Origin of the sequence: Flavobacterium sp. MFBS3-15 (assembly GCF_026107645.2) — a bacterium.
Taxonomy (GTDB): Bacteria; Bacteroidota; Bacteroidia; order Flavobacteriales; family Flavobacteriaceae; genus Flavobacterium.
In genome coordinates this window covers 16,596-38,318 of sequence record NZ_JAPCHV010000005.1, presented here as the reverse complement: position 1 = coordinate 38,318, position 21,723 = coordinate 16,596, and the positions used below count along the sequence as shown (strand labels likewise).

The 21,723-nt window shown below is 46.6% G+C and carries 24 protein-coding genes; 10 read left to right on the top strand and 14 right to left on the bottom strand.

Annotated features, from left to right (window positions below; translation table 11 throughout):
- Positions 1 to 10 precede the first annotated feature (10 nt).
- A complete protein-coding gene (locus tag OGH69_RS06000) occupies positions 11 to 724 on the top strand; it encodes a DUF4197 domain-containing protein (RefSeq protein WP_265173545.1) in 714 nt (237 codons plus the stop codon).
- A gap of 281 nt (positions 725 to 1,005) precedes the next feature.
- The gene (locus OGH69_RS05995) at positions 1,006 to 1,443 is read left to right on the top strand and encodes a thioredoxin family protein (protein ID WP_265173544.1); all 438 of its coding nucleotides are present in this window, start codon (positions 1,006 to 1,008) and stop codon (positions 1,441 to 1,443) included.
- Between the two features lie 234 nt (positions 1,444 to 1,677).
- Here the strand turns inward: OGH69_RS05995 and OGH69_RS05990 are convergent, their stop codons facing one another.
- The 8 genes from OGH69_RS05990 to OGH69_RS05955 all read right to left on the bottom strand — a co-directional run bounded on the left by OGH69_RS05990 (position 1,678) and on the right by OGH69_RS05955 (position 9,082).
- On the bottom strand, positions 1,678 to 2,487 hold the full coding sequence (locus OGH69_RS05990; RefSeq protein WP_265173543.1) for an ABC transporter substrate-binding protein: 810 nt from the start codon (positions 2,485 to 2,487) through the stop codon (positions 1,678 to 1,680).
- A gap of 133 nt (positions 2,488 to 2,620) precedes the next feature.
- A complete protein-coding gene (gene pyrF, locus OGH69_RS05985) occupies positions 2,621 to 3,460 on the bottom strand; it encodes an orotidine-5'-phosphate decarboxylase (protein WP_265173542.1) in 840 nt (279 codons plus the stop codon).
- Between the two features lie 427 nt (positions 3,461 to 3,887).
- Positions 3,888 to 4,742, bottom strand: coding sequence for a reverse transcriptase family protein (locus tag OGH69_RS05980; protein WP_265173541.1), 855 nt, complete (start codon positions 4,740 to 4,742; stop codon positions 3,888 to 3,890).
- Positions 4,723 to 5,013 (bottom strand): helix-turn-helix domain-containing protein, encoded by a 291-nt coding sequence (locus tag OGH69_RS05975; RefSeq protein WP_265173540.1) that lies wholly within the window; start codon positions 5,011 to 5,013, stop codon positions 4,723 to 4,725. Before OGH69_RS05975 ends, OGH69_RS05980 begins: the two co-directional genes overlap by 20 nt.
- A 1,138-nt stretch (positions 5,014 to 6,151) precedes the next feature.
- On the bottom strand, positions 6,152 to 6,331 hold the full coding sequence (locus OGH69_RS05970; RefSeq protein ID WP_265173539.1) for a hypothetical protein: 180 nt from the start codon (positions 6,329 to 6,331) through the stop codon (positions 6,152 to 6,154).
- A complete protein-coding gene (locus tag OGH69_RS05965; RefSeq protein WP_265173538.1) occupies positions 6,318 to 6,890 on the bottom strand; it encodes an ATPase in 573 nt (190 codons plus the stop codon). The genes OGH69_RS05970 and OGH69_RS05965 overlap by 14 nt, the downstream gene beginning before the upstream one ends.
- Positions 6,891 to 7,229: 339 nt before the next feature.
- Positions 7,230 to 8,303, bottom strand: coding sequence for a peptide chain release factor 1 (prfA, locus tag OGH69_RS05960; RefSeq protein ID WP_265173537.1), 1,074 nt, complete (start codon positions 8,301 to 8,303; stop codon positions 7,230 to 7,232).
- Between the two features lie 401 nt (positions 8,304 to 8,704).
- Positions 8,705 to 9,082, bottom strand: coding sequence for a Fur family transcriptional regulator (locus OGH69_RS05955; protein WP_265173536.1), 378 nt, complete (start codon positions 9,080 to 9,082; stop codon positions 8,705 to 8,707).
- Between the two features lie 300 nt (positions 9,083 to 9,382).
- Here OGH69_RS05955 and OGH69_RS05950 point away from each other — a divergent pair, with 300 nt between their 5' ends.
- From OGH69_RS05950 to OGH69_RS05935, 4 genes are all read left to right on the top strand, one after another.
- Positions 9,383 to 10,285: an NAD(P)/FAD-dependent oxidoreductase gene (locus OGH69_RS05950; protein ID WP_265173535.1), complete on the top strand. Its 903-nt coding sequence runs from the start codon at positions 9,383 to 9,385 to the stop codon at positions 10,283 to 10,285.
- A 186-nt stretch (positions 10,286 to 10,471) separates the two neighbouring features.
- On the top strand, positions 10,472 to 10,873 hold the full coding sequence (locus OGH69_RS05945) for a hypothetical protein (RefSeq protein WP_265173534.1): 402 nt from the start codon (positions 10,472 to 10,474) through the stop codon (positions 10,871 to 10,873).
- Positions 10,874 to 10,958: 85 nt separating this feature from the next.
- Positions 10,959 to 11,774 (top strand): helix-turn-helix domain-containing protein, encoded by an 816-nt coding sequence (locus tag OGH69_RS05940; protein WP_265173533.1) that lies wholly within the window; start codon positions 10,959 to 10,961, stop codon positions 11,772 to 11,774.
- A 163-nt stretch (positions 11,775 to 11,937) separates the two neighbouring features.
- Complete coding sequence (locus OGH69_RS05935; RefSeq protein WP_265173532.1) at positions 11,938 to 12,459, top strand: DUF6265 family protein; 522 nt, start codon at positions 11,938 to 11,940, stop codon at positions 12,457 to 12,459.
- Between the two features lie 49 nt (positions 12,460 to 12,508).
- On the opposite strand, the gene OGH69_RS05930 is transcribed toward OGH69_RS05935, so the two are convergent.
- The 6 genes from OGH69_RS05930 to OGH69_RS05905 all read right to left on the bottom strand — a co-directional run bounded on the left by OGH69_RS05930 (position 12,509) and on the right by OGH69_RS05905 (position 18,364).
- A complete protein-coding gene (locus OGH69_RS05930) occupies positions 12,509 to 14,776 on the bottom strand; it encodes a hypothetical protein (protein WP_265173531.1) in 2,268 nt (755 codons plus the stop codon).
- On the bottom strand, positions 14,736 to 15,773 hold the full coding sequence (locus OGH69_RS05925; protein WP_265173530.1) for a hypothetical protein: 1,038 nt from the start codon (positions 15,771 to 15,773) through the stop codon (positions 14,736 to 14,738). Before OGH69_RS05925 ends, OGH69_RS05930 begins: the two co-directional genes overlap by 41 nt.
- A 209-nt stretch (positions 15,774 to 15,982) precedes the next feature.
- Positions 15,983 to 17,443: an aminoacyl-histidine dipeptidase gene (locus OGH69_RS05920; protein WP_265173529.1), complete on the bottom strand. Its 1,461-nt coding sequence runs from the start codon at positions 17,441 to 17,443 to the stop codon at positions 15,983 to 15,985.
- Positions 17,444 to 17,800, bottom strand: a complete 357-nt coding sequence (locus OGH69_RS05915; protein ID WP_265173528.1) for a HepT-like ribonuclease domain-containing protein — start codon at positions 17,798 to 17,800, stop codon at positions 17,444 to 17,446.
- A complete protein-coding gene (locus OGH69_RS05910) occupies positions 17,790 to 18,083 on the bottom strand; it encodes a nucleotidyltransferase family protein (protein WP_265173527.1) in 294 nt (97 codons plus the stop codon). The genes OGH69_RS05915 and OGH69_RS05910 overlap by 11 nt, the downstream gene beginning before the upstream one ends.
- A gap of 20 nt (positions 18,084 to 18,103) precedes the next feature.
- Entirely contained in the window at positions 18,104 to 18,364 is a 261-nt protein-coding gene (locus OGH69_RS05905) for a (2Fe-2S) ferredoxin domain-containing protein (protein ID WP_265173526.1), read from the bottom strand.
- Between the two features lie 221 nt (positions 18,365 to 18,585).
- Between OGH69_RS05905 and OGH69_RS05900 the strand changes: the two genes are divergently transcribed.
- From OGH69_RS05900 to OGH69_RS05885, 4 genes are read left to right on the top strand one after another with little or no spacing between them, the layout of a single operon-like run.
- Positions 18,586 to 19,647 carry a DUF3810 domain-containing protein gene (locus OGH69_RS05900; protein WP_265173525.1) on the top strand — a complete coding sequence of 354 codons (1,062 nt, stop codon included), beginning with the start codon at positions 18,586 to 18,588 and terminating at the stop codon, positions 19,645 to 19,647.
- A 41-nt stretch (positions 19,648 to 19,688) separates the two neighbouring features.
- Positions 19,689 to 20,183, top strand: coding sequence for an RNA polymerase sigma factor (locus tag OGH69_RS05895; protein ID WP_265173524.1), 495 nt, complete (start codon positions 19,689 to 19,691; stop codon positions 20,181 to 20,183).
- A 4-nt stretch (positions 20,184 to 20,187) separates the two neighbouring features.
- Positions 20,188 to 20,829: a hypothetical protein gene (locus OGH69_RS05890; RefSeq protein ID WP_265173523.1), complete on the top strand. Its 642-nt coding sequence runs from the start codon at positions 20,188 to 20,190 to the stop codon at positions 20,827 to 20,829.
- Positions 20,830 to 20,848: 19 nt separating this feature from the next.
- Entirely contained in the window at positions 20,849 to 21,703 is an 855-nt protein-coding gene (locus OGH69_RS05885) for a TraB/GumN family protein (RefSeq protein ID WP_265173522.1), read from the top strand.
- The last annotated feature ends 20 nt before the right edge of the window (positions 21,704 to 21,723 follow it).

Genomic DNA, 21,723 nt, shown 5'->3' with positions numbered 1-21,723 from the left:
ATCCTACACCATGAAAAAGCTTTTTATACCGCTTCTCGCCATTTGTTTCCTTTTTTCCGGCTGTGCCGAATTGCAGCAGGTAGCTTCGCAACTACCGCAACTCGGGACACTAAATAATGCCGACATTGCGGCCGGCCTCCGCGAAGCACTGGATAACGGGATCGACAAGCAGGTTACAAAGCTTACGCAGACCGATGGTTTCTACAAAAACCAGATGGTAAAAATCCTTCTTCCCGAAGAACTGCAGAAAGTGGATAAGACCCTGCGTACGGTCGGGTTAGGAAAGCTTGCCGACGAAGGCCTTCTCATGATGAACCGCGCTGCCGAAAATGCAGTAAAGGAAGCCACCCCGATATTCGTATCGGCAGTGAAGAACATCACCTTCAATGACGCCAAAAACATACTGATGGGCAACGACGAGGCCGCCACAACCTACCTGAAAGGCCAGACCAATTCACAGTTGTACACCAAGTTCAACCCGGTGATCAAGTCGTCGTTCAGCAAGGTGGGTGCCGATAAGGTTTGGAACAACATCATTACCCAATACAACAAGTTGCCCATGGTACAAAAGGTAAACCCCGACCTGACGGACTACGTGACCAACAAAGCCCTTGAGGGGGTGTACAAGATGATCGCCGTGGAGGAAAAAGAAATCCGCAACAACATCTCCGCACGTACTTCAGACCTGCTGAAAAGGGTGTTCGCACAGCAGGATAACAAATAGCTAATTTTTTAATTATCAAGACGCTATAAATAACATAGCCTTAACATTGGACAGAAATATTTTTGAGTAATTTGCATACAATAAATGGTTTTCTCACATTTGGTTAGGGTTAGTTAGAAGAATGCCGGTACGTAGGGTACCGGCATTTTTAGTTTAATATTGCCTTAAAATACCGGGGCTTCCACTCGAACGCGATACCCTTCCTAATTTTCTGAAAAAATTATAACTGCCTTCAGCAATCGGAAGCACTACTTGACTACATTTGCAAAAAATCAGAAGACGTGAAAAAGAGCTTTATCCTGTTGTGCCTGCTGTCGAATGTTGTTGGATTTTCGCAGGAATGGCATACCGACCTGGAGACTGCAAAACGTAAAGCCGTAGCCTTCAACAAGAACATACTGCTGGTATTTTCGGGTTCCGACTGGTGCCTCCCCTGCATGGAACTGGAGAAAAAAGTTTGGCAGACGCCCGAATTCAAAGCCGCGGCCCAAAGCGACTGGGTACTGTTGCGTGCTGATTTCCTCGAAAAGAAAGGCGATCCCGAGCCGGTGAACGTCAACGACCCCAAGATGATCTTAACGGAAAAGTACAACCGCGACGGCTTTTTCCCATTCATAGTTACATTGGACAAATACGGCAAGGTGATTGGCAAGATCGGCTACGAGGATTTTGATACCGCTGAAGAATATATTTTCCTTTTCAGGAAGATGAGGAAATAATTTTCCTGCCACAAATTACTCTCTACATTGAGTAGAATTTTAACCATTAATGGTTTTGTTTTTACCACAAGGGACACAATGATCGCACAAAGGTCACGAAGCTGTGCGCATAAGTTCACAAAGCGAAGCGTAATACTTTGTGAACTTCACCATGAACTTGCTTTACTTGTGTCCCTAGTGAAAAAACCTTGTGTCCCTTGTGGTAAAAAAACAATTGTGAGGTTGCAAAATTTCTTAAACAGGCTCCTCCAGCCTTTCCTGCAATTGCTTAAAGTAGGCGAACGCCTTTACCATCCGGCTGCCGTACCACGAAAACATCTCCCCATCCACGAATACCGTTTTGGCGTGGTGCGTATGCCTGCCCAGTTCAAAGGCATCTTCGTCTTTAAAAGGATAAGGCTCGGAGGATAGCAGCAGCACTTCGGGGTCGCCCTGGATGCGCATTTTCTGCACGATCACTTCGGGGTAGCGGCCTTCGCGCTCTTCGTAAATATTGGTAAAATGGTTCAGCTTCATCATCTCATTGATGAACGTCTCCTTACCCGCCACCATGTACGGCTCCTTCCAGATGAAATACACGGTTTTGAGCCACGCCTTCCCTGCCATGAACTTTTGGAAATCGGCCATGGCGTAGTTGATCCTGTCCGTCAGTTGCGCGGCGGCAGTGCGTACTGCAAAGATTTTTCCGAACTCCGCGATCATGTCCAGGCTGTCCTGTATGGTAATAATATCGCTGGTCCACACGGGCGCGATCTCCCGCAGGGTGTTGACGATCTCCTCGGTATTCTCCTCCTTGTTGGCAATGATGATGTCGGGCTGCAGCAGGCGTATCTTCTCGTAATGCACCTTCTTGGTACCACCCACGATCTTTTTGGTCGACTTCAAATGGTACGGGTGCACGCAAAACTTGGTGATGCCCACAAGGCTGTCCTCCAGCCCCAGGTCGAACAGCAGTTCAGTTTGCGAAGGCACAATCGACACAATGCGTTTGGGTGTTGCCGAAAGGGTTATGGTATGGCCGGTCTGGTCGGTGTAAGTTTTCATTGTAATTATGTTATCGTGAACACCAGAGTACGTTAGGTTTGTCACTTCGAGCGCAGTCGGGAAGCTTATTGAGAAAGAAAATGCCGCATTTCGACTGCGCTCAATGTGACATTTTCTTTATTGTAATCGTATCTTAATCAAGCGCTTTCGACAGCTGCCAATCGATGATGATGGCCTCCATTTCCTGCTGCATGGCCTGGGCTTCTCCCCTTGCTTTCTCTGCAAAATCCTCATCATTAGACGCATAGATGATGCCCCGCGACGAGTTGACGAGCAGCCCCACGGTATCGTTCATGCCGTAGCGGCACACCTCGCTCAGGCTGCCCCCCTGCGCGCCCACCCCCGGAACGAGCAGGAAGCTGTTGGGCACGATTTTGCGCACCTCAGTGAAGTATTCGGCTTTGGTAGCGCCGATCACGTACATCAGGTTTTCGCTGTTTTGCCAGGTTTTACTGGTCTTTAGCACGGTTTTGTAGAGCTCGCCGTCGCCTGCCTTTTGCGTTTGGAAATCAAAGGCGCCACCGTTGGAGGTCAGCGCCAGCAGTATGGTGAACTTGTCCTTAACCGCAAGGAACGGCTCCACGCTGTCCCTGCCCATGTAGGGCGCCACGGTAACGGAGTCAAACGCCAGGTCCTCGAGGAACGCCCTGGCATACATGGCCGAGGTATTGCCTATGTCGCCGCGCTTGGCATCGGCGATGGTGAAGATCTCAGGGTGCTTTTCGTTCAGGTAGTTGATGGTTTTTTCCAGTGAATGCCAACCTTTCAGGCCATACGCCTCGTAGAATGCGGTGTTGGGCTTGTAGGCCACAGCCAGGTCGTGCGTGGCATCGATGATGGCCTTGTTGAATTCAAATATGGGGTCCTCGGTTGCCAACAGGTGCGGCGGGATCTTGTCGAGGTCGACGTCGAGGCCGATGCAGAGGAACGATTTTTTCCTGATGATCTCGGCATATAATTGTTGTGTTGTCATGTCGTGTTGTTTGCGCAAAAATAGGAAATTTTATGGTCACACAGGGTGGTTTTAGGGCCGATGTTGGGGTATTTTAGGGTATGCCAGAGGGGATTTTAGGGTATGTGCGGGAGGGTTTTAGGGGTATAAAAAGGTTTGGGTGGGGTTAAAAGTGATTTATTTCGCAAAGTTGCGCAATGATTTTGGGTGTGAGTGCAGCTTTTTCCCCTCCTCTGGAGGGGTGCCTGAAGGGCGGGGTGGTTTGTTAGCCACGAATTACACAAATTTCACTAATTCATCCCGTGTAGATTTTGAAACGAAATCCTGTAACTCCTGCAAGGTCTTTGAGACTTATAGGTAAGATGAGCGAAACATAACAGACTTACAAAGTTTTGAAAACCTTGCAGGTCGGGAAGAGTGATATTTACAGCAATCAATCACACGGTACTTATCTATAAATTTTATTATTTGTAGCCCATACACGATTACAATAATCAGTGTATGGCTTTACAGGAAGGTCGACTTCTGTACGGGCTAAATCTTTTATTTTTTGCGGTACATCAATTTTATTATGATAAACCTCTATCCCTGTAATCAATTTTATTTTACCTCCATATACAGTTTTCCTCCTACTAATTAAAAATCCACCATTTTGAATGATTGTCAAAATTTCTGAGATATCCTCTTGAAAATTTTTTGGAGATGAAAAAGTTAAATCATCTATATATCTGGTATAAGTGATGCCACGTTTATTACAAAAATCAATAAGGATTCTATCTGTTTTAAGAAAAACAATGTTTGAGATATGTGTACTGGTTGGTGCCCCCTGTGGAACCTGATTCTTCCACGTCGTCAATTTAGAAATATGACTGGCAAAGTAAGGAGTTTCTCCTAGACTGATCAATGCATCATATACCATAGTAGCATTTATAGACGGATAAAAATTTTGTAAATCAGTCATAAATACAAATTTCTTACCTTGATGCACCTTGGCATTAGTAATATTACTTCTTCGTTTTACTCCTCCATGAATATTCTTAGGCAATACATATTTACTTAAAATGCGATTCTTTATTTTATGCTGTACAAATTTCAAATCGCCTTTGGAGGGAGAAATCGTACGGGTTTTAATAGTTCCGTCCAGATAACGCTTATAATCTCCTTTTTTATCTTTCTTTTCTTCTGTCCTCTCTCGATAGTGTTCATCAGGATTCTCTATAAGATATGAAAGACGTTCTCGTGAAAATTTTACGATAGCCCCTATTCTCTTTAATTCTGAAGCTTTATAATCCGAAGAATTCATTTACTAACTCTTTTACTTTAGGTGATAATAATTCAAAATCAGCTCTTTTTTTTGGGTCAATATCTTGCTTATCTAATGAAAGAAAAAACAAGATAGGCAGAGGAACATCAATTGCTTTGCTTATTTCCTTTAAAGTAGAAAGATTTGGTTCTTTTGAATTACTTTCAATTTGAGAAAGATATGTTTGGGTAATACCACAAGCAGAAGCAAACTCCGTCTGAGTTTGCTTCCGATCTTGACGTATTTTTTTTATTACTGATCCGAGATTCATGGTGAAAAAAATTAAGGTGTGTCGGTTAAACGGAAGTTTGTCTACATTGGTTAATTAAATAAAAGGTAATCACCTCAACAATTTCTACAACTTGAGGTTGAAGATGTTTGTTGGTTAATCCTTTCTTTGTTTTCAACTTCTGCAATTTTTCAATTGCTTCATTTAGGACGGTTAGGTCTGTTACCGAAAGAGAGCACTGGCTCATTGATTTGATGTCCTGAATCGAATTGATAAGGCCATCGACTAGATTGTTTCTTTGTTTTCTAGACATGATATAATACTTTTAATTGTTAATAATGGAACGACTATCGTTCCTGCTCATGCCGAGGTCGCCCATACTAACTGCGTTGACAATGCTCTCTGTACACAACCTTAATATTCCTGCTCTTAATGAACATATGACAATTAATAGAAAAATATAAATGCCTTAATAAATATGGCATATTCTTAGTGGATAGTAAATACATCTTATAATGTATCTTTTGAACGCGGCAACCTTTCGCGGCTAACGGCGTAGCCACATCGCGCGCAATTCGTATCGCGGCACGGCGGGCATCACTAGAATGCTTGTTGTCTCAAAATACCCTTTCGGGTTGCTTAACGAATTAAGCTATAAGGTACTCCAGTTAGTATTTGGCTCGAAACAATTTCAAAGAACTGGTACAAAGATAAGAAAAAATATTTCTGACAGTAATATTACTGTCAGAAATATTTGTTAAATTTTTAGTAAGGATTGTTATCAGCTTTGTAAGAAGATATTTTACTACCCACCCCGTGAGGGATAGAGCCCATTCCTGCCGTAGCCTGCGGAGGCAGATAAAGCCGAAAGCCCGACGTGTAACGCAGTGGAGCGGCACGCCCTAAAAAGTAGTCTTAACCACCCCGTCCGCCGCGGCGGACACCCCTCCAGGGGAGGGGAATGAGCTTCACTCCTGCCCGAAGGGTCACACAATTAAGGGGTTTGAGTAAGCACGTCTCGCTCCCCTCTCCTTCGGAGAGGGGCTGGGGGAGAGGACTCACGGATTAAGAGATTTCTCCACTCCTCCGCCGCGGCGGATACGGTCGAAATGACAGAGGAGATTTCTCTCTCCACTGCGTTCCGTTCGAAATGGAAAAGAAAAAACCTCCACAGGGAGGCTTACTTATTTTTAGTGGTATCGGCTTCGTTGAGCCAGGGCTTGATGTGGACGATCTTGCCATTCTGGCTTACCACCAACGGGCTGTCCATACGCTTTTTGTAGGCAATGAGGTAATCACTGACCTTTGCCATGGCATCGATGATTTTCTTTTGGTGTTGGGTCAGTTTATCCGTTTTCATCACTTATTTTTTTAAACATTGTTTCGTTAAAAACGCTCAGGCCGTCTGTTTTATTTTTTCCCGCAATCAATTCGGGCCCCGTTGTATTATCAAAGATAAGCGTTTCGTCAACAATCGGCAGGTAAATGGCGAATAAATTCCGTATGCCGCCTTTGTACCTCCGGGCTATCACATCGGGCGGGATGTTGTGCCCTCCTTCGCGTACCCGTGTGGCTACGCGGTCAATAGCCAGCTCAATGCTTTCGAGCCAGAAGAACAGCAGCGTTACCTTATAGCCCAATCGTTGTGCCTGCCGTATCCTGCCGCTATAGCTTTTGGTGGCAAGTGTGGTTTCAAAGGCGAATGTTTCGCCTGCCTCCATCAGCTCGTCGATGCGGCGGAGCATGATCCTGCCCGCTTCGAACGCTACCGCATCGGGCCGGAACGGCGACAATCCCCTGGCAATCTCGTCGGCATTGACGAACTCTTTACAGTCCAGCATTTCCGGCAGTATGGCAAACGAGGCAGTTGTCTTGCCCGCGCCGTTGCAGCCCGCGATGATGTAAAGGTTTTTGTCCATTGAGGCAAAGATAAGGATTTTGGTTGTTGGTTGATTTGATGATTTTAACCACCCCGTCCGCCGCGGCGGACACCCCTCCAGGGGAGGGGAATGAGCTTCACTCCTGCCCGAAGGGTCACACAATTAAAGGGTTTGAGTAAGCACGTCTCGCTCCCCTCTCCTTCGGAGAGGGGCCGGGGGAGAGGACTCGGATTAAGAGATTTCTCCACTCCTCCGCGGCGGCGGATACGGTCGAAATGACAGAGGAGAGATTCTTCGACTCCGTTGCACTGCGCTCAGAATGACACGGGCGTGCGGTATTTGGAGCAAAAAAAATCCCGACTCACGCCGGGATCCTTATTAATATACTTCGCTTTCCTTGAGCTTTTCGGTATTGTTTACTAGCTGGAGCTCGTCGATCATTTTCTGGATGTTGCCGTTCATGAAGCCGTCCAGGTCGAAGATGCTGAGGCCGATCCTGTGGTCGGTGATGCGCCCCTGCGAGTAGTTGTAGGTGCGTATCTTGGCCGAACGGTCGCCGCTGCTTACCTGCGACGAACGTTTCTTGGCGTCTTCCTCCTGCTTTTTGGCCAGCTCCATTTCGTACAGGCGCGAACGCAGTACCTGCAGTGCCTTGTCCTTGTTCTTGTGCTGCGACTTTTCGTCCTGGCACTGTGCCACAAGGCCCGTTGGGATGTGCGTCATACGTACGGCCGACTTGGTCGTGTTTACCGACTGGCCGCCCGGCCCTGACGAACAGAACAGGTCGATGCGCACGTCGTTCATGTCGATCTGCACGTCGAATTCCTCCGCCTCCGGAAGCACCATAACGGTTGCCGCCGAGGTATGAACGCGGCCCTGGGTCTCGGTTTGCGGCACGCGCTGTACGCGGTGCACGCCGGCCTCGAACTTCAGGGTGCCGTATACGTCTTCGCCCGTCACCTCAAAGATAACTTCCTTGAAGCCGCCCGAAGTACCCTCGTTCATGTCGACCACGCTGGTGCGCCATCCCCTGCTCTCGCAGTACTTGGTGTACATCCGGAACAGGTCGCCCGCAAAAATACTGGCCTCGTCGCCACCGGCACCGGCACGAACCTCAACCATTACGTTCTTCGCGTCTTCGGCATCCTTCGGTATCAGCATGAACTTGATCTCGTCCTCCAGCTGCGGAAGCCTTTCCTTGGCCTCGTCCAGCTGCATCTTGGCCATTTCGACCATTTCGGGGTCGCTGCCGTCGGCAATTATCTCCTGGGCTTCCTTCAGGTTGCCCGTCACGTTAAGGTACTCCTCGCGTTTGTCCACGAGCGCCTTAAGGTCTTTATATTCTTTGTTGAGCTGCACATAGCGCTTCTGGTCGGCAATGATGTCCGGCTGGATCACCAGGTCCGATACCTCGTCAAAACGCTGCTTTATGAATTGTAACCTGTCTAACATTTGTCTTTCTCCTTGTTTTCGAGGTGCAAAATTACAAAAATTGTTCCAATGATGCACGGTTATTTTTGACCTCACCCCCAGCCCCGCTCCCAAGGAGAGGGGAGCTACGGGAATTGCGGTACTATCATGAAGTTTTGCCACGAATTACGCTAATTTCCACCAATTTTACTCCCTGCCCTTTTTGCAATATTTTTTAACCACATAGATACATAGCTTTAGTGGATGAATGCAAAAAGGAAGCAATCGAATAACACATAGTGAAGCGTAGCTTCATCTATGTGAAATTATGTCTCCTCAATAAATACTATGAAACCTATGTATCTATGTGGTTAAATAAATTTAGGGAATCATCGGAAAAATTTGTGGAAATTAGTGTAATTCGTGGCTAAAAAATCAGCACTCTACGAACACCCGGCACAATACCCCGTTACCCAGCTGCTGATGCTTTCCCTACGGTAGCCCTGTGGCAGCTGTACCGTAACCTGTTCCTCCAGGCATTCTACCTTTTGGCACCCCACACACCGGAAGTGGAAATGGTCGTGCGTGTGGTGCTCATGGTGGTGGCAGTCCAGGCACAGGGCAAAATAGTACTTGCCTTCGTCACTCAGGATGCGGTGGGTCACGCCGTCCTCGCAGAAGCTGTTCAGCACCCGGTAGATGGTCACGCGGTCCATTTCGCCTTTTACTTCGGCTTCTATCATTTCCTGGCTCAGGGCATTTCCTGCGTTTTTCAGCAGGTTAAGTATGGTGTTCTTGGCAGGGGTGTTGCGGCGTTTCATTTTATTAATGCAATTATGTTGCAATAATACGAAATTCATTTATATTTGCCAAAAAAAGTTTGGAACAAATGATGCTCCTGCCGTGCGGACGAGCTCCGAATTGGGCGGATTTTCACTCATAAAAATTTAACCACATAGGTACATAGGATTCATAGTCGCTAATTAAGGGTGCTTTAGTGACACAGAGATTGAAGCTAAGCTTCACTATGTGCCAATATGTTCCCTTAAGCGCTATAAAAACAACTATGAATCCTATGTACCTATGTGGTAAAAAGCGTAATAATAACTCTCAAAATTCAAATGAAAAACACATACGACGTTATCATCATCGGCGGGAGCTACAGCGGGCTGTCGGCGGCCATGGCATTGGGGCGGACACTGCGCAGCGTGCTCATCATCGACAGCGGGAAGCCGTGCAACCGGTTTACGCCGCATTCGCATAACTTCATTACCCACGATGGCGCCGTGCCGGGCGATATTTCGGCCAAAGCCAAAGAACAGGTGCTCACCTACCCTACCGTGGAATTCATTACCGATACGGCGACGGATGCCGTGAAGACAGGTGGCGGGTTTATGGTAACGGCAGCGTCAGGGACAACCTATACTGCAAAAAAACTGCTGGTGGCGACAGGCGTAGTCGACATGATGCCCGACATAAAAGGCTTTTCGGAATGCTGGGCGAAGTCGGTGGTGCATTGCCCCTACTGCCACGGCTACGAAATACGCGGCAAAAAGACAGCAATATTGGCCAATGGCGATGCGGCCTATCATTATGCCCTGTTGGTGTCGCAACTGACAGACGGCCTCAGCATTTATACCAATGGCAAGGCGGAGTTTACGAAAGAGCAGTTAGAGAAGTTCGGTAAAAACAATATCCCTGTAAATGAGGCGAATATTGCCGAACTGGAGCATACCGATGGCTATGTAACCCACATTGTTTTTGAAGACGGCAGCCGCCAAAGCATTGATGCCATCTATTCGAAGCCCGTGAATGTACAGCACACCGACATTCCGGAAAAACTGGGGTGTACCATAAACGAATCAGGCCTTATCGTGGTAGACGAGACGCAGCGTACCAATGTTGCCGGGGTATATGCATCAGGCGATTGTACCAATGGGCAAAGGGCGGTGGCGATTGCGGTGGCTTCCGGCATGAAGGCCGGGGCATTGATCAATGCGGAACTGGCGGCAGAGGTGTTTTAAAATATCGCATTATTGCTTTTTTTAAGCGATGGATAATGCATTTCGAAACACAGCAAAGCCATACTGTATGCAGGTAGATCTGTATCAGAAAACTACTAATCCAGTTACAGCAAAATACCTATTAATAGGTATCGCATCGTTAAAAAATATTTTACATTTTTGTCCGGAACACTAAACCTAACTAAAATGAAAAATTTGAAAACAGCTTTGAGAGCATTGCCACTGGCCATTATAATTATGTTCACAGCCTGTTCAGGCGATGACAGCAAGGAAACCGGGAACAATAATAACAGCACTGATAAGTTTGTTGGCAAATGGAAGCTTACGGGTTTTGAAGATCTTGCATCCGGAAATTATACCGCCATTCAGGACAACCGTACCGTTTATGAGATTGATGGCGATGGCGGTGGCAAATACCACCTTTCCACAAGCAGCTCCTTCGATCTTACATGGGAAAACCTGGGAGACAATGTATATCATGTAGAGCATTATGGCGGCGACTGGACCTATGAGATAGAGTTCCGGGACAATAATAATACAATAAGGATAGAAGATCAGGATTCTGCTTCTTATTACGGCAGGAAATAATCTTTCATATAAAAATTTAGGCAGCCAGTCAAAATGATTGGCTGTTTTTTATTTATCCAAAGTCATATCGTTACATTTACAGGATATGGAATATGTAACCTACGACCCTTCTCCCGGACTTTCAACATACTTGCGCTACCACTGGAGCCTGGATGCCGGTGCCGACGCCCCTAAAGAACGGGAGCGCATTTTTCCCGACGGGTGCATTGAGCTGATCTTCAACTACGGAGAGCTGTTTCAAAAGCATGAGCCGGACGGAACCTCGTTTCTACAGCCACGCGGCATCATTTACGGGCAGATAAAATCGTTCATCGAGGTAGAGCCTACTGGAGCTGTGGGGCTGTTCAGCACACGGTTCAACCCGGCGGGATTGCAGCCTTTCATTGATTTCGACGTAAATGATTTTACCGGGCGTGCGCTCACCGTGGCCGAACTGTGGGGCAATGACGGCATTGCCCTGGAACAGGCGATGATTGCCTGCGCCGACAATCAAGCCCGCAAAGCCACCGTTGAGGCGTTCCTGATGAAAAAACTGCACTCGGTAGCATTTGACAACCGCGATGTGGAATACTGCGTGGAGGCCCTGCTTACAAGTGACGGCAGTGTGAGCATCGACAAACTGGCGGACGAGCTCGAAATAAGCCAACGCCAGCTTGAGCGTAAGTTTGTCGCAGCTGTGGGGCTTTCGCCGAAGTTCCTGGCCCGCATCATACATTTCCAGAATACGCTGCAGCTCATTGAAAAGAAGGAATTCGTGAGCTTTACCAATGTGGCCTACGATGGCGGTTTTTACGACCAGGCACATTTCATTAAGGATTTTAAGGAATTTACCGGCCTGAACCCGAAGCAGTATTTTTCGGAGAATTTAGAGATGGCGAAGCATTTTGTTTTTGATGAATGATTTGGAACACGAGTCCTCACCCCCGGCCCCTCTCCGAAGGAGAGGGGAGCGAGACGTGCTCACTCCGCCGCAATCAATTCATAATAAAAAATCCTAATGTCGGTTTTTTACAATTTTGCCATTGCTCCAAAATACATCTTTGCACCAAACAAAATCAATAATCATGAAACGGACCATTACAATTTTATCAGTTGCTCTGGTATGCGGGGCTATATTTTCCTGCAACGGCAAGAAAGAAACAGAAGCAACCCAAACCGAAACAGCTCCCGCAGCCAAAACCTACCCGCAGCTTGAGAAGGCGGCATGGCTGATCGGTAGCTGGGGTAACATGACACCCGAGGGCATTTTGACCGAAAAATGGAAAAAGGAAAACGACTCGGTGTACCACGGCGAGAGTTATTTCGTGATCGGCAAGGATACTGTTTTCTCTGAAAGCATCCAACTGGAGGAATCAAACGGAAAACTGGTGTACAACGTTACCGTACCGGGGCAGAACAACGGCCAGGCCACACCGTTCGAGCTAACCTCATCAACCGATACGCAAATGGTTTTCGAGAACCCCAATCACGATTACCCGAATAAGATAACCTACAACAAGATCAATAACGACTCGCTTGTCGCCGAAATATCCGGCATGCAAAAAGGCAAGCCTGCAACCGAAACTTTTGCCATGAAGAGGCAGTAATATTGGCTCTATAGAACAAAAAACCCTGCCGTTCAGCAGGGTTTTCTCGTTACCGCCGTGCCTCAAAATACCTGAAGTATGAAGCACATCCTGATTCATACAGGTCACTGTAATAGGACGCATAGAGCCTTTTGAACTTGTCCTTGTACCTATTGTGGGCAAGAGCATAATCGTAACTGCTGGTGTTATAATCGTCTTTTGTGGTTTCGTGCCAATATTCCACTTTCTTGTGCTCGCATTTTGCCGCCAGCCTTAAGCACAGCGCACGGAATTTCCGTGTTTTGGCATATTTATACGCTTTCAAAAAGTACTGCTTTGCGTAATCGCAATTATGGAAGTCCGCCTCATCGGGCAGCGAACTGGTAAGTTCGACGCTCGACCATTCGTAGCGCCTCATATACCAGCTATTGCCGTTTTGGGTCATATTGTAGTAGCATGTACCCGCCAGGAAGTTGTAATAATCCCTGTCCTTTTCGGCTGGGTCGGCACCTTTTGCGATGTACTTTATCAGGTGTTTTGTTATGTCGGCCTTGGTGAACTGTATACTGTCCCGTCGCTCCACAAAATCGGGCGTATATTTCATTTCATAAAAAGGATTTTCATCAAGGTATCCTGATGTGCGCGAGTCGGGTATCATTTTATTAAAGGCCGCTTGTGCTTCTTGCAGCCTGTTGAGTCGGAGGTATTTCGTACCTAACAGGTCATTCAGCTGGTTCACGTCCGTAGCTTTGGCATAGAGCCATTTGGAAAATGCATCCTTTTTATGATTATTATTTATGGCCGAAATAAGGCTTTTCACCGCGGTAGTGCTATATGCCCCGTCAAGATATTCGAACCAATAGCTGTAGTAATCATTATAATAGGGTGTACGCTGGTCTTTCGACTTCCATTCCATGTTCTCAAGTTGCGAATAGATCAGTGCGGCATCGGTTGTGTTGCCCAGGTACTCCAGTTCGCGGCCGATGGCAAAAACAAACTTTTCGTTATGCCCCTCTTTTTCCGACATCAGCAATTGCTTAATAGCCTCAGGGATTACCGCACTGCCTTTCGGCTGGTGGGCGGTCAGGCACAATGCTTTGACGAGTGCCAACTGGTGCTGTGAATCTTTTGGCAGATTGTGTTTCAGCGAATTAATATACGACAGGCAGCCCTCATAGTCCTTTACCATGAACAGCAGGTAGGCCTTCGCCGAACGGAATACCTCAGCATCGTGCACTTTATCCGGGTTAACCGAATTGACAAATTGCAGCAGCTTTGCGGCATATTGCCTGTCGTCGGCTATCCTTTGCAGCAATAGCGGCGTAGTGTTCTTTTCGGGATCCCAGGAATCTTCGGATAACGAGGGGCTGAAATACGAATAATACGGGGTGTAAATCCAGTCCTCCAGCTTGTTCATTTCGCGTACCAGCAAAAAGCCCAAGGCTTCGGACGACCTGTCATTTTTGTAAATGCCCTCGAGCAGTTTGAGCGAATAATCTGTTTTGCGCATGCCGGCCATTTCGTAGATCTCCGCGGCCTCTTTTTTGTTTTTAGCGTGTTTGAGCACGTCCGCAAGCGGAATCTCGTTGTGGAAATAATAGGATGCCACAAAACGCTTGTCCGGCGCTTTCGCGAAAGCCAGTGCCGCATAGTAGCTTTGCAGTGCGGGGTCTTTCTCGGCGGCGGCCCTAAAGTACAGGCTCCAGTAATCGATGATGTTTTCGGGCTTCTTTTTGGCGAAATGATTGTCGTACACTTTTCGTACACTCTCATAATCCTTATTGTAGAAAGCCAGGCGGATGGCCAGGAAATAATACCGTGACTTAATCAGCGTATTCTTTACAGATCCTGCCTTCTCAATGGCCATATCTATCCTGCTCTTGCGCTTGGGCGAAACGATGTCCCAATCGCGTTCCCACGGATTTTCGTAATATTCATTCATGCTCTCGATCTCTTTGGCAAACTTTAAATACTCAAGCGCCTCAAAATCCTTTATGCTGTGGAGGTATTGAATCATCGCGTTATCAGAATGCCGCGACAGCAGCAACTCTGTATACACGGCATCCTCTACGCTTTCCGCAGAAACCTTGTTGTTGCAGTAACTCCTCCACAATGCGATATTTGGGTCGGTGGCAGCGTCCTGCCGGTAATCTATTGGCGGATCATACGAAAAATAGGTGGCGGTATAATTGAACATGCCATACCCGGGATACCTTTCAAGATAATCCTTAAAAAAGCAAAAACGGATGTCGTCGCCTGTAGGATAGTACCAGCAGGCGCGGGCAGCGGGTACAAAGCTACTCAGTAAAAGCAGTGTAAAGGCGAGCGATTTCTTCATGGCTGTAGTTTTTTAATTGTGATTCATCAAGGTGGAAGAGCGATACGGTAATGGTATCGTCCAGCGGGACGTTTTTCTTTATCAGTTGTATCACTTCGGCAAGGGCTTCTTTGGTCACTTCCTCCCGCTTGATCCTGTCGCCCTTGCGGATGAATATGTCATCTACCACGGTGTCCCGTATCGCTTCATACCACAGCCCCTCCGTTTTCCGGAAGCCGCCGTCAGCCATAGGGTTGCTGTACATGATGGCCCTGAACTTATTGTTCTGGTACAGCTGTGCCCACGAATATACCGGCAGGGCGATGTCGAGGTGCAGCGGGTACTTTTCACCGGTATCGAGGTAGCTGGCCAGCTCATCGATATCCAGTATGGTGTTCTTCTTTTTATCATCCAGCGGATGGATCAGGTTGTAGCACATCAGCATGGCACTATCTACCGGGGGAACGCCCATTTTATCGGGGTATTTATACGGATAGAGCCGCAACGTACAGCTGATCTTCTTCTGCGAGAGTGCCTTTAGCTTTTTGAGGAAATAGAAGTAATTGTCTTTTGTGGAAGGCGTCCAGTCGCAGTCCATCTGGTATTCTTTAAGGCGCCCAAAATTTGCGCTGTCCCTGGTCACCTGCACGACATATCTCTTAATCAGGAAATTTACATTGTCCGCGAGCGAATCGAGGCTGCCGCGGGTACATTTTTTAAATACCTCATTGCGCAGGTACACCACCGGCACCACGGTATAATTGCTGTCCGGGTCATACAGGTGGAAACGCGTCTTAGCCGTTGGGATGCTGCCAAAAAGGTCATCAGACTCCACCTCGAAGAATTTCACGTACAGCTTTTTGGCTTTTACCGAATTCAGCAGTGTCTCTTCCGCGTCGGCAAGTCCCCAGGAAGTGTTCTTCCAAAAATAGAAGGAGCGCTCCACGTGAGTGGCTTTGTGGTCGGTACACGATAATAGCAAAAGTGCCGCGAAGAGCGACAGGAACAGGGATTTCATCAGTAAGGTTGGGATTATAATGAGCTAACGTAAAAGTGTGTTAAAAGTATATGTTTTCCTTTAATTATTTTCATAAAAAAACCTGCTTATTTCTAAACAGGTTTGTAATAAGTTTTTTTTGTCACTTCGAGCGCAGTCGAGAAGCTTGTTACAGATAAAATGCCGCATTTCGACTGCGCTCAATATGACATTTTACTTACATAATTACGTTATTTCACCGGGATATTCTCCAGTATTTCCAACACAAACTTCCAGTATTTCTGTGCTGATGAAATGCTCGCCCTTTCGTCAGGGCTGTGCGCGCCTTTAATGGTTGGCCCAAAGGATATCATGTCCATTTTAGGATAGTTCGTGCCCAGGATGCCGCATTCCAGCCCGGCGTGGCAGGCAACCACATTCGCTTTGCTGCCGTTTTGCTTTTCGTAGATGTCGGTCAGCACGTCGAGGATCGGCGAGTTTACGTTTGGTGTCCAGCCCGGGTACGAACCGGAGAAGGTCACCTCGCAACCGATCAGCTCAAATGCCGAGCGCAATGCATTGGCCAGGTCGAACTTGCTGCTCTCTACCGATGAGCGTGTAAGGCAGCCAACGTACAGCTTGCCGTCCTTCACGATAACCCTTGCAATGTTGTTGGAGGTTTCTACCAAATCAGCCATGTCGGCGCTCATGCGGTACACGCCGTTGTGGGCAGTGTACAAGGCACGGATAAGCCCTTCCTGCACGCCAAGGTCCATTATTTTGGCCGGTGTGTCGGCTTTTTCAATGAGTATTTCAAGGTTCGGCTCTGTGGTTTTGAATTCGGTTTTGATGTCGTTGATGACTTCCTGCATGTCGAATACAAAAGCCTCGTCGAAGATTTCGGAAATGATCACTTTGGCAAAACTCTCACGCGGAATGGCGTTTCGCAGGCTGCCCCCGTTTATCTCGGCAATCTGCAGGCCAAAGTTCTCAAAGCTGTCAAACAGCAGGCGGTTCATGATCTTGTTGGCATTGCCCAGCCCCTTGTGGATGTCCATGCCCGAGTGGCCGCCATTCAGCCCTTTTACGGTAATGTTGTAGCCTACGGAGTTTTCCGGAACGTCTTCTTCATCATAGCCCCTTTCGGCAGTAACATCAACCCCACCGGCACACCCGATGTCGATCTCATCGTCCTCTTCGGTGTCAAGGTTCAATAGTATTTCGCCGCTGAGCAGTCCGCCTTTCAGGCCCATCGCACCGGTCATGCCGGTTTCCTCATCAATGGTAAAAAGCGCCTCGATGGCCGGGTGCGGTATGTCGGTGCTTTCCAGTACTGCCATGATGGTAGCTACGCCAAGGCCGTTGTCGGCACCAAGGGTCGTCCCTTTGGCACGTACCCAGTCGCCATCCACATACATGTCGATGCCCTGCGTATCAAAGTCGAATACCGTGTCGGCATTCTTCTGGTGCACCATGTCGAGGTGGCTCTGCATCACGATTGTCTTGCGGTTCTCCATGCCTTTGGTGGCCGGCTTTTTGATGATCACGTTGCCTACTTCGTCCTCAATAGTCTCAAGGCCGAGTTTCTTCCCGAAATCCTTCATGAAGGCAATTACCCTCTCCTCTTTTTTAGAGGGGCGCGGCACTTCGTTCAGGTCGGCAAATTTATTCCAGAGCGCTTTTGGCTCAAGGTTCCTAATTTCCTGGCTCATTTATATTTGTTTGTTTAGTTCTTCTATAATTAGTTCAATGGAATGCCTGAAATGCGGAAGGTCATTCTGTATGACATCCCACACGATATGTTTATCTATGCCAAAGTACTCATGGACAAAAATATTGCGAAGCCCGATAATTTGCCGCCATTCGACAGATTCGTATTGGCCCTTTATGTTATCTGAAAGATGATTGCTGGCTTCCCCGATAATTTCGAGCTGCTTTATACAGGCAAACAGCATCATGGAATTATCAGAAAAATGTTCAAATGTGATTGCCTTCACATAATTTTCAATCTCACGTATGGCGTCATGGATATGCTGAAGCCTGGCATTGTCTCCCGGTTTACTTCGCATAGATAAGTTGTTTTTCGGTATCCACGGAAGTCTTTAGGTGTTTTGACATTGCATCGGATGATATGAGGTCAACCTTAACTTTGAGCATATCCTCCAGGTCAAGCTTCATTTGTACGAATTGCAAACCTATCCTTTGTTTATAATCCAAATCCACCAGCAGGTCTATGTCGCTTTTTTCATCAGCTTCTCCCCTAACGTAAGAACCAAAAAGATATGCCTTTAAAACAGGTTTTGATTTAAAGTAGTCTTTTATAGCTTCTATTTTAGATTTGGCTAATTCCATGAAACAAAGATAATGGAAATCTATACTATATACTTCTTAAAAATATCCTTTACGTCCTTCTCCTCCACCTCACCCAGCCAGGCATTTTGCGGCTGCAGGCAAATATTGGGTGCGGTTTTGCAGTTGTTGGTACATTGCATACAAGTGAGTTCCACATCATGCTTCAGGCCGTGCTCTTTTATCAGGCGCTTAAAGCTTTTGTACAGCTCTTTGCTGTACCGCCCGCATTTTTTGCCGTCGCAAATGAATATAACCTTTTCCGGTGCGTCTATCTTCTTCATTGGGGTTCGTATTTGCTATGACAAAAATAAGCTATACCGCAAAGATGCACAAAGAAGACGCAAAGTTTCACAAAGAAAAAAAGTTCAGGAAAAGAGAAAAAAATATGAACTTCAGGATATAAAACTTTGCGTGCCTTTGTGCTCCTTTGCGCATCTTTGCGGAATTTACGCCCTCAGATTCTAATCAAAACACACTATCTTTACAGTATCAATACCGCCCGATGAAGAAAAAGAAACTACTCGCCCTGCTCCTGGTTGTACAGATCATTATTGTAAATGTTCTTGGGCTTTTCCCAAATTTTGTGGAGCGCTTTTACAGCAACGGCCTCTTCCCTTTGTTATCAAAAGGGTCGCGCGTAGTGTTCGGGTGGACGGGAATCTCCATCGGCGACATCATCTACTTCATCGCCATCATCCTGTGCCTGCGGTGGCTGTGGATAAAGCGCAAGACCTGGCGGAAGCAATATAAGGATAACCTGCTGACGATGGCGGCGGCATTCTCCATATTTTATTTCCTGTTCAATTTTTTATGGGCGCTCAATTACAGGCGTGTTCCGTTGCACGAAAAAATGGGTATGGGTAAGGACTATGAACTGACAGAACTCGTAGCGTTTACCAAAAGGCTCATCGTAAAAACCAATGCCATGCACGCTCAGATTGAAAAGAACGACAGCCTGAAAGTCGTGAACCCTTATACCGTCGAAGAGATTTATGCCAAATCGATCAATGGGTACCAAAACCTGGCAAAGCCTTTCCCTTATTTTGCGTTTGAGCACGAGAGCATCAAGTCGTCGCTTATGAGCACACCCCTCTCCTACATGGGCTTTGGCGGCTACCTGAACCCGTTTACCAACGAGGCACAGGTAAACTGCAACCTGCCCAAATACAACCTGCCCACCACAGCCTGCCACGAAATGTCGCACCAGATAGGCTATGCCAGCGAGAGCGAGGCCAATTTCATCGGGTACATGGCATCGATTTACAACGATGACCCTTATTTTAAATATTCGGGGTACTCATTTGCCCTGAAATACTGCATGAACAACATCGCCAAAAAAGATGAGAAGCTGGCCAAAAGCCTTGCGCCGCTCATCAGCAGGGGCGTGCTGGCCAACTTTAAGGAGAGCGAAAAATTCAGTGAGGAATACGATTCTTTCGTCGAGGATATTTTTGAGTTCGTTTACGATAAGTTCCTCAAAGCCAACAGCCAAAAGGATGGACTCAAGACCTACAGCAAGTTTGTGGGGCTATTGGTCAATTATTATTCCGATAAAGAATTATAGCATCGCTGTAACAAATTTGATGTTTCACCTACCAATGCAGCATGAGTTCATCACTTGAAAAGTCATTTGTAAACCAGCTTCAGGAAAACCAAAACCTGATCCATAAGATATGCAGGCTCTACACCAACAATGAAGATGCCCACAAAGACCTTTTCCAGGAGATAACCATACAGCTGTGGAAAGCCTTCCCCCAGTTCAGGGGCGATGCGAAATTTACCACCTGGGCCTACAGGGTCGCGCTGAACACCGCCATTACCCTTTACCGTAAAAAGGCCCGTACGGTAGATACCATAGAATTTGACACCAAGCTGCACAAGGTAGACCAGGACGAATACAACTACGAGGAAGAGGAGCATATAAAACTCCTGTACCAGGGCGTGCAGCAGCTAAATGACATAGAAAAGGCGCTTGTGTTCATGTACCTGGAAGACAAGGACTATACCGAGATTGCCGAAACGCTGGGCATCAGCGAAGTAAACGCCCGCGTAAAAATGAACAGGATAAAAGGAAAATTGAAAAAAATATTAAATCCATAACGAAATGGACGAACTGGATATATTAAAACAAAACTGGAAGAGGAATGCGGAGAATTTCCCCAAATTCTCCGAGCAGGACATTTATGCGATGCTGCATAAAAAGTCGTCTTCCATCGTAAAATGGATACTCATCATCAGCGTACTGGAATTTGTATTCTGGCTGGGCATATCGTTCCTTATGAAGGACAATCAAAGCTCCAGGCAAATGGAAAGCTTTCACGTAGATTATGTTACCATACCCATGACAGTCATGGGTTACATCATCATCATTTATTTTTTCTGCAAGTTCTATATCAACTACAGGAAAATAACCGCCACAGACAATGTAAAAATGCTCATGGACAACATCCTGAGGACACGCAGGACCGTATCGCATTACATCATAGCAAACCTGGCATTCATCATATTGTCATCGATTGTCGTTTTTATCATTTTCTTCATGAACGACCAAAACCTCATCGAAGCGCTCAATAAATCTGAAGCTAAAGGCAACGCACATATATTCTACCTCATATACATTGGGGGCGCTGTGATATTCATCGGGCTGTTTGTACTGGTGGTATGGCTTTTCTACAAGCTTATCTACGGCCTGCTGCTGAAACGCCTGCACCGCAATTATGAAGAATTGAAAAAACTTGACTTTTAAACATATACATAAACCAGCCATGAAAAACCTACTGATCATCACCCTTAGCCTTATCAGCCTGTTTGCTAATGCACAAAAACTGGATAAAGGCCTGCTTTGGAAAATTTCCGGAAACGGGTTAAGCAGTCCGTCGTACCTATATGGCACGATGCACATTGTATGCGACAATACCCTTGAAGCAAGCACCCTGAAAGCGCTGGACAACACAAAGCAGCTGTACCTTGAAATGGACATGGACGACCCATCCATACCTTTGAAAATGATGAGCGGCATGGTGATGAAGGACGGAAAAACAATGACTTCTATGTCCAGCCCGGAGGATTTAAAGGTAGTTGATGAGTACCTTGTAAAAAATACAGGCATGGGCGTAAAGATGATGGATAAATTCAAGCCGTCGATGGCAGGGATGATGGTCATGCCCAAAATGGTTGACTGCCCTATCAAGTCGGTTGAAGAAGCGCTGATGAAAGTGACCAAAGAGCAAAACGAGCAAACCTACGGCCTGGAAACGCTGGACGAGCAGATGGCGGTATTCGATGCCATATCGTACGAGGAGCAAATGAAGGAACTCATAAAGTCGGCTAAAGAAGGTACCGAAAAAGGCAGGGCTATGTTTAAAAAAATGCTTGACCTGTACAATGCCAAAGACCTTAACGCCCTGATGGATTTCATGAACGACGAGGAAAATAAATTTTACGGCGACAATACCGATGTGCTATTGGACCAGCGCAATGCCAACTGGATTTCGAAAATTGAAGAAGCCGCAAAAAAAACACCTACTTTCTTTGGGGTAGGCGCAGCACATTTGGGTGGTGAAAACGGCGTGATTGCTTTGCTGAGGAAAAAAGGCTACAAAGTAGAAGCTGTGAAGTAATAATTTAAAGTACAAAATAA

Excerpts from the sequence above, each read along its gene's own strand:
- OGH69_RS05920 (WP_265173529.1), bottom strand. The coding sequence starts at position 17,443 with ATGAGCCAGGAAATTAGGAACCTTGAGCCAAAAGCGCTCTGGAATAAA.
- OGH69_RS05895 (WP_265173524.1), top strand. The coding sequence starts at position 19,689 with ATGAGTTCATCACTTGAAAAGTCATTTGTAAACCAGCTTCAGGAAAAC.
- OGH69_RS05980 (WP_265173541.1), bottom strand. The coding sequence starts at position 4,742 with ATGAATTCTTCGGATTATAAAGCTTCAGAATTAAAGAGAATAGGGGCT.
- OGH69_RS05910 (WP_265173527.1), bottom strand. The coding sequence starts at position 18,083 with ATGGAATTAGCCAAATCTAAAATAGAAGCTATAAAAGACTACTTTAAA.
- OGH69_RS05955 (WP_265173536.1), bottom strand. The coding sequence starts at position 9,082 with ATGAAACGCCGCAACACCCCTGCCAAGAACACCATACTTAACCTGCTG.
- OGH69_RS05935 (WP_265173532.1), top strand. The coding sequence starts at position 11,938 with ATGAAACGGACCATTACAATTTTATCAGTTGCTCTGGTATGCGGGGCT.
- OGH69_RS05940 (WP_265173533.1), top strand. The coding sequence starts at position 10,959 with ATGGAATATGTAACCTACGACCCTTCTCCCGGACTTTCAACATACTTG.
- OGH69_RS05975 (WP_265173540.1), bottom strand. The coding sequence starts at position 5,013 with ATGAATCTCGGATCAGTAATAAAAAAAATACGTCAAGATCGGAAGCAA.
- OGH69_RS05945 (WP_265173534.1), top strand. The coding sequence starts at position 10,472 with ATGAAAAATTTGAAAACAGCTTTGAGAGCATTGCCACTGGCCATTATA.
- OGH69_RS05890 (WP_265173523.1), top strand. The coding sequence starts at position 20,188 with ATGGACGAACTGGATATATTAAAACAAAACTGGAAGAGGAATGCGGAG.
- OGH69_RS06000 (WP_265173545.1), top strand. The coding sequence starts at position 11 with ATGAAAAAGCTTTTTATACCGCTTCTCGCCATTTGTTTCCTTTTTTCC.
- OGH69_RS05885 (WP_265173522.1), top strand. The coding sequence starts at position 20,849 with ATGAAAAACCTACTGATCATCACCCTTAGCCTTATCAGCCTGTTTGCT.
- pyrF (WP_265173542.1), bottom strand. The coding sequence starts at position 3,460 with ATGACAACACAACAATTATATGCCGAGATCATCAGGAAAAAATCGTTC.
- OGH69_RS05905 (WP_265173526.1), bottom strand. The coding sequence starts at position 18,364 with ATGAAGAAGATAGACGCACCGGAAAAGGTTATATTCATTTGCGACGGC.
- OGH69_RS05950 (WP_265173535.1), top strand. The coding sequence starts at position 9,383 with ATGAAAAACACATACGACGTTATCATCATCGGCGGGAGCTACAGCGGG.
- OGH69_RS05925 (WP_265173530.1), bottom strand. The coding sequence starts at position 15,773 with ATGAAATCCCTGTTCCTGTCGCTCTTCGCGGCACTTTTGCTATTATCG.
- OGH69_RS05900 (WP_265173525.1), top strand. The coding sequence starts at position 18,586 with ATGAAGAAAAAGAAACTACTCGCCCTGCTCCTGGTTGTACAGATCATT.
- OGH69_RS05930 (WP_265173531.1), bottom strand. The coding sequence starts at position 14,776 with ATGAAGAAATCGCTCGCCTTTACACTGCTTTTACTGAGTAGCTTTGTA.
- OGH69_RS05970 (WP_265173539.1), bottom strand. The coding sequence starts at position 6,331 with ATGAAAACGGATAAACTGACCCAACACCAAAAGAAAATCATCGATGCC.
- OGH69_RS05915 (WP_265173528.1), bottom strand. The coding sequence starts at position 17,800 with ATGCGAAGTAAACCGGGAGACAATGCCAGGCTTCAGCATATCCATGAC.
- OGH69_RS05990 (WP_265173543.1), bottom strand. The coding sequence starts at position 2,487 with ATGAAAACTTACACCGACCAGACCGGCCATACCATAACCCTTTCGGCA.
- prfA (WP_265173537.1), bottom strand. The coding sequence starts at position 8,303 with ATGTTAGACAGGTTACAATTCATAAAGCAGCGTTTTGACGAGGTATCG.
- OGH69_RS05965 (WP_265173538.1), bottom strand. The coding sequence starts at position 6,890 with ATGGACAAAAACCTTTACATCATCGCGGGCTGCAACGGCGCGGGCAAG.